At 65.0% G+C, this 6,066-nt stretch carries 4 protein-coding genes and 1 pseudogene; all 5 read right to left on the minus strand.

Going from position 1 to position 6,066, the window contains the following annotated elements:
• Nucleotides 1-604 (minus strand): recombinase RecT (locus tag CCR95_RS22440; protein WP_201098672.1); only part of this gene is annotated, 604 nt, incomplete at its 3' end.
• Nucleotides 605-707: 103 nt separating this feature from the next.
• Complete coding sequence (gene ssb / locus CCR95_RS22445) at nucleotides 708-1,130, minus strand: single-stranded DNA-binding protein (RefSeq protein ID WP_276570300.1); 423 nt, start codon at nucleotides 1,128-1,130, stop codon at nucleotides 708-710.
• Nucleotides 1,131-2,078: 948 nt separating this feature from the next.
• Nucleotides 2,079-4,427, minus strand: a complete 2,349-nt coding sequence (gene traN, locus CCR95_RS22455) for a conjugal transfer protein TraN (protein ID WP_201098675.1) — start codon at nucleotides 4,425-4,427, stop codon at nucleotides 2,079-2,081.
• Nucleotides 4,402-5,442, minus strand: a complete 1,041-nt coding sequence (locus CCR95_RS22460) for a TraU family protein (protein ID WP_201098676.1) — start codon at nucleotides 5,440-5,442, stop codon at nucleotides 4,402-4,404. Before CCR95_RS22460 ends, traN begins: the two co-directional genes overlap by 26 nt.
• A gap of 4 nt (nucleotides 5,443-5,446) precedes the next feature.
• Nucleotides 5,447-6,066: pseudogene (locus CCR95_RS22465) on the minus strand (TrbC family F-type conjugative pilus assembly protein); the annotation flags it as partial.

The raw sequence follows: 6,066 nt of genomic DNA on the forward strand, positions 1-6,066 counted from the left end.
GAAAGGCCGCGCGCAGGCTGGCGGCCTTGGCGCATTTAAGAAGTTGACCGCGCGGGCGTTTGACCCACATGGCTGTGGGAACTTCACTTTTACCGATCCGGGAGTACGACTCCTCCCAAAATGTCGTTTCCGTAAACGGGCAGCGAATGCCCCCGACGATCCGGTAGACCGTGACCTCGCACCACTCGGGAAAGGTGACCTCCGTTTCGAGATCTTTCCAGTTGTCGTTGACCTTCGCACGGCCCTTGAAGGTCCGGAAAATCTCCTTGCCAAACCGTGCCGGGTCCATGCCCGCCCATTGGCCGGTGCGCGCCGCCGTGGTCTGGACTTCGGCAATGCCGGGCCAGACGGTTTCGACTTCGCGCCCGAGCGCCGATGACCACATGGGCACGACATGCACCGGACGTTTCATGACATCCAGCCCGCGTGCCTGGCAGTAGCGCACGGCGAGCAGGATGCCTTCGACCGTCTTGGCGGACGGAAAAATAGAATCGACCAGCACCTGCCAGGTCGAGAAATCGATCCCGACATCGGCCAATGTGGTCTGATTAATGGCCAGCCGACAGGCGGGTAACGTGGCGATTTTTTGCGTTTGCGTTGCCATGATGCACCTCGGAAAAAAGGGACACCAGGCCCCTGGGGGCAATGGTGCCCCGGTGGGGAAACATCCGACGGTCAGGTCGGATCAGTGACGCGTCACGTTCGTTTTAAAAGGGAATATCGTCGTTCAGATTGTCGGATCCCGACGCATCGGCATAGCCGTCGTCGCTGGAAGCTCCGCTGCCCTGACGGCTGTCGAGCATCTGCATCGTGCCGCCGATGTCGACGACCACCTCCGTGCTATAGCGATCCTGTCCTTCCTTGTCCTGCCACTTGCGAGTGCGCAGTTTGCCTTCGACATACACCTTCGAGCCTTTATGCAGATACGTCTGCACGATCTCGGCGAGTTTTCCGAAAAAGACCACGCTGTGCCATTCGGTCCGTTCCTGCTTCTCGCCGGTGTTTTTGTCCTTCCAGGACTCGCTGGTGGCGAGGCGGACATTGGCCACGGCATCGCCGCTGGGCAGTTGGCGGACCTCGGGGTCGGCCCCGAGATTCCCGATCAAAATCACCTTGTTGACACCGGCCATGTTCAATTCCTCGTGGTGGCCATGCGGCGGGCCGCGCGCCGAATGCGCTCAGCCGTCGGAAGGGTTGAAAACGGCGACCGCCAGTGGCAGGACGCCACGCCGGTCGCAAACTTTGCCACCGTGCGCTGGGCACGGATGGCGGCATGGAGGTTCTTCATGCGTTTTCTCCGAAATCAGGGAGGCGCATGCTTCCCAAGGGGAAGAGGCGACTCTCCCCAGGGGGTGAACCAGCAAAGGCTGGCGGGTTGAAATGTCAGCACGAGGCTGACCGATGGTGCGCGCGGTCTTGATGAATCGCCCGCGCAGGCGATAGACGATCTCGACAGGTGAGATCGCAGGAAAATCTGGCGACTGAACGCGGCGCGACAGACGCGGCCACGCGCAGACGACAGATCCCTGGCGCGGAACGGTTCGGTTTGCGTGTCGTGCGGACGCACGTTTCCCGTCGTCGACTCGACGGACGGACGAGATCGGACCGCCGCAGCGGTTCAAGCAGAGGACGCGAGGCGTCAAGTCAGAGGGTATCCCGCGACGCCTGCCACGGGTGCAGGCGTTTGGGCCAACGCGCACATTTGATGAAGTCGCCTGCCGGAAGCGACCCGCGAATTGTCCTCCTGACAACTGGTCGTCGACTCCTGTCAACGAGACCATGTTCCGTATGATCACAAGGCATCGAACCGTAAAGCCAGTTTTTCGAGGATTGACGATGCCGGTGTTCTCCACCGCGCGCAGCGTCCGAAACCAATCTTAAGACCAGACACACGCAAACGCAACGGCCACCCGCGTTGCCGACCGGCCTGGCGATCGCCTGGCTCGCGAAGGGTCGCCGCGTCGCCAGATGGCGGTCGGTCAGCGCGACGTCCGCGCGCAAGCGCACGGCCCCGCGGGCGTCGATCACGGGCGTCGCGAGCGTTCGTCCGACCAGGTTGTCGTGAAGCGGTCTAGCGGTCATTCCGGCGCGGGCCTGGGCAAGGCGGGCAAGGTCTCCGACCACCCTTGCGTCTCGGCCTCCCGATGAAAGCCGGCAACACTGTTCACGTCCTGTAAATTCTCCAGGCGGGTCGCGGTGCGATTGTCCTGGCCTTCGGTGAGATCCGCGAAAGTCATCTTGGCCGGGGTGATGACGAGGTTGGCCGCCGTGAGCATTTGCAGCCATTCGCGCAGGTCGATGGCGGCCCAGTTGATGTGGGCGAGCGTCTCGACGCCGATGCCGGCGCAATTGGGGTGTTTGGCGCTGCCAAACCCCAGGCCGAGTTGCCCTTTAATCTGTTCGCTCAGGATGCGCGAGAGCGGACTGTTGAAGCAGCAGTAGCTATCGCGCGATTCGATGCAGGCCCCAAAGACACTTTTTTTGCAGTACGACCCGATGCGATGGCAGGATTTCAGGGCGCGTTGCGCGCCGAGCTTGAATTCGTCCTCGGTGCATTCCCAGATGAGGTGGATCAGGATCATCACGATGGTGTAGATCAGGTACGCCCACATGACGGATAGCAGCACCGTGCCCACGACGCCGCCGAGTCCGATATTCGTGGTGAGTGCCGTGCCATCGGCGGCAAAAGCCGCGCCGCCGGTCGCGGCATCGGCAAACAGGAGATTGGCCGCCTGGGGACCGAACAGATTGGCCGTCCATTGCGCGGTCTGCTGCATGAGTTGTTGCTTAAACGCGCTGATGACGCCTTTTTTGGCCGCTTCCGTGGTCGCCGCCGCCGTGTTGCCCGTGACGTTATTGACCGCCGAGGTAAAGCCGTCCTGCACCGCCGACCAGGTATCGACCAGCGGCGAGCGCAGCGTTTCCCAGGCGCCGAAGCCGGGGGTGGCCGTGCCGGCGGCGTTCAGCGTCATGGTGACGCTATCGAGCTTGGCGATTTTGAAGATCAGTTGCAGATAGTTGCCGAGGGAAATCCCGTCGGGCGTTTTGCAGCAGTTGACGATGCCGCCCACCGCCCGCTTGCAGTCGCTGGCGGTGCCCTTGAAGACTTGGCAGGTGCCGCTGGAACAGTCGCTGTCGAGCGTCACGAACTCGGCGGCCTGAAGGGCCGCGACCGCCGCACCGAAATCGCTCGACTGCTCCGTGGTAAACGAGGCGCAGTCGTCGCCCATGCAACGGATCTCGCCGCCGCAGTTCAGGTCCGAGATGCGTGTCGTGTTGGCGATGTCCTCTTCGGTGCCGCAGTCATAGACGCGCTGGCGGACATAACAGACGCCGGTCTTGCCAAGACCGTCCTCGGCGCACTGGTCGCCGATGGCCTGGCATTGCGCATTCGCCTCCAGCGTCGTGCAATTGGCCTGATCGCCGGGGTTGTCCGGGCACTGTTCTGCTCCCGTGGGATCGGTCCAGCAGTCCATCGCACCCTCGTTGAAACTGGTGCAGTCCAGACTGACGCTCACCGCCATGCAGGCCGCGCCGATCCCGGAGAAGGTTTCCCAGGGTTCGTCACCGCTGACGCCGTGATAGGGCGGGGCCGCGAGTTCGCCGCCGCACAGCTCCCCGCCCGTCACGCCGATGCAGTTCGCATTCGCGTTGCTGGTACAGGTGACGGTGCTGCGACAGAAGCCGTCCTTCACCCGGTCGCTGGTGGCGGGTAACGTCCCCCAGGAATCCTGAGCAATGACGGGGCGGCGCGTGTAGCCGATAATTTCGGTGGCGGTGTTGCCGTCCTCGTCGGTGACCTCGCCCCAGATCGGATCCCAGAAAATTTGGGCCACCAGCGTGCGATCGACGGTTTGCGTCCAGTTCGGCTGATCCTTATCGGCGATCAAACAGGCTTCGTAAGCGGGCACATGCACCAGGGTCGGTTGATCGAGAAAGGTCGATTCCCAGGTGCAGTCGCCATAGGTGGCGGCGAAGCTATCGAGCGACAGCGTGGTGGCATCGCTCAGGATCCACAGCGGATCGTCTTCGAGCGTCGGGCGCGCCCGACCGACCGGCGCGATCAGGGTCTGATACGCCTGCGCGCTCGGGGACGCCTCGGCGAACGGCGTGGCCACCAGGTCCGATTGCGCCTGCCCGCCCGCCGCCTGCGCGCCTGCCGGGTCGTCGGAGAACGCGGTCCAATCGGCGACATCGCCCGCGTCGGCGCCCGGAAAGTAGACCCGAAAATCGTCGGGATGCGCGAAGGGCGTCAGGCGGACGGGATCGGCGCCAAGCGTCGTGCCAAGCGCCTGCCCGTCGCGGGCGGCCTGACCGAACAGGTCTTGGCCCCAGGTCAGCGCCCATGGTGTCCAGGCGACGGCGACCGCCAGCAGGACGCACAGCGCGCGGCGCGCGCCGTTAATCAAAGGTGGCGCAGCAGTCATGCCAGCGCCACAGGAGGTAGAGGTGATCGTCGCCCACGCCGGGTACATTGCGCCAGGCCCCCCAGCGCAACTCGCTTTCGCCGATAACATGATTGGAATGAGCCTCCGGGAGGGGATAGAACTGCGACAGGCGGTACTGCGTCTTGGGCAAGGTCAGCGCCAGGGGCGCGGTGCAGAGGGCGTCGTTGCCCATCGTGCGGCGCGCCAGGCCGCGCCGATGCAGGGCGGCCAGCACCCGTGCGCTCGCCAGACTCATCTCGGAGGGGCGGCCGTTGAGCGTCGGCACGCGCCCGGTGAAGGGATAGAGGCTGCCCCAAGCCCCGGCGCACCAGAACAAGGAATCGAGCGGCACTTGCGCCGTGGTCGCCGAGGCCGCATCGACCAGACAGGCCGCCTGCGCGACCGGATTGGCGACGAAGGCCGCTTCGGGGTTGGTGAAGAACGCCAGTTCGTCGTTGTTCCAGGTCGGATCGAGTTCCGACAAATAGAGCAAATCGAAGTCGGTGAAGTGATCGACGTTGCAGGTGTCCGGGAAGAACAGATCCAGCATGACGAGCAGCGGAAAGGCGTAGTAGTGGTAGTTGTAAAACGCCTTATCCGAGCCGTCGTAAGCCGCCTGGCCGGGCGTGCCCAGGGTCCGCATGGCTCCCAGATCCAGGCGGCCCCCTCCCAGGGCCGGCATGCAGCCGGGTACCCGGATCAATTCCACGATGCGCGCCGGCTCCCACAGGCTGATGGCGATGCCTGGCATGGGCAGGCCGAGCGCATCGGGACAATTGCACAGGGCTTGGGTCGCCGCGCCGGCGGGAACCGGGCCGCTGCCGATCGGCACGCCGGCGAGGCGCACCGGAAACAGGCAGGCCCAGCACACGTCGGTGATGAGCTTGGCCCCCAGGAGTTCGGCGTCGGGACAGACGGCGTTCGCGGCCGGTTCGTCAGCGGTCGGTTCGTCGGCCTGGAGCGGACCGCCGATCCCGACCAGGAACAGGAGCGTGACGAGCGTGCGGTTGAGCATCGCGTCAACCCTCCGGGGGCCATTCGCGCACGACGAGTGCGCCCTCCCCCGCCTCGACGACGGCGGGCACCCGTTCGATCCGAAAGCGCGACTGCACCTCGGGCGTGAGCCGATACAGCGGTTCGCCGAGCGTCTCCTGGACGGCGCGAAAGCCCGCCCATCCGGCGTCCCGGTCCAACCGACAGGCCAGATACAACGGCAACTGCCCGGCGGCACGACTGGCCTGTCCGCGCCGCGCGACCGAGGCCACTTGCCGGGGATCGCTGGCATCGAAGACGAACAGGCGCTGACGAAACGGCATCACGTCCAGCGGATTGACCTGCGCGCCGGCCTCGACCAGGCGCGTGCCATCGGGCAGCTCGACGGGGGCGGTCGCCGTGACCGTTAAATCCAGCCGCCGTTCGCGGGGCACGGTCGCGGTGGGCAACGCGATCAAGGCGGTGCGTTCCCAGTAGCGCGCCAGGGCCGCGTCGCGCTTGGCCTGCCAATCGACGTTCGCGACGCGCCGTTGCAATTCCTCGATCAAATCGGGTTCGTCGATCGCCACGGCGGGACCGCGCACCCCCAGATCGCCGCGTGCGCCCTGGCGCACGCGCTCCAAGAGCCAATCCGGGCGATCCAGGC

Origin of the sequence: Thiocystis minor (assembly GCF_016653465.1) — a bacterium.
GTDB classification, from domain to species: domain Bacteria; phylum Pseudomonadota; class Gammaproteobacteria; order Chromatiales; family Chromatiaceae; genus Chromatium; species Chromatium minus.

Bases quoted from the DNA above. Each gene is read 5' to 3' on its own strand.
- ssb (WP_276570300.1), bottom strand. From the start codon at position 1,130: ATGGCCGGTGTCAACAAGGTGATTTTGATCGGGAATCTCGGGGCCGAC.
- traN (WP_201098675.1), bottom strand. From the start codon at position 4,427: ATGACTGCTGCGCCACCTTTGATTAACGGCGCGCGCCGCGCGCTGTGC.
- CCR95_RS22460 (WP_201098676.1), bottom strand. From the start codon at position 5,442: ATGCTCAACCGCACGCTCGTCACGCTCCTGTTCCTGGTCGGGATCGGC.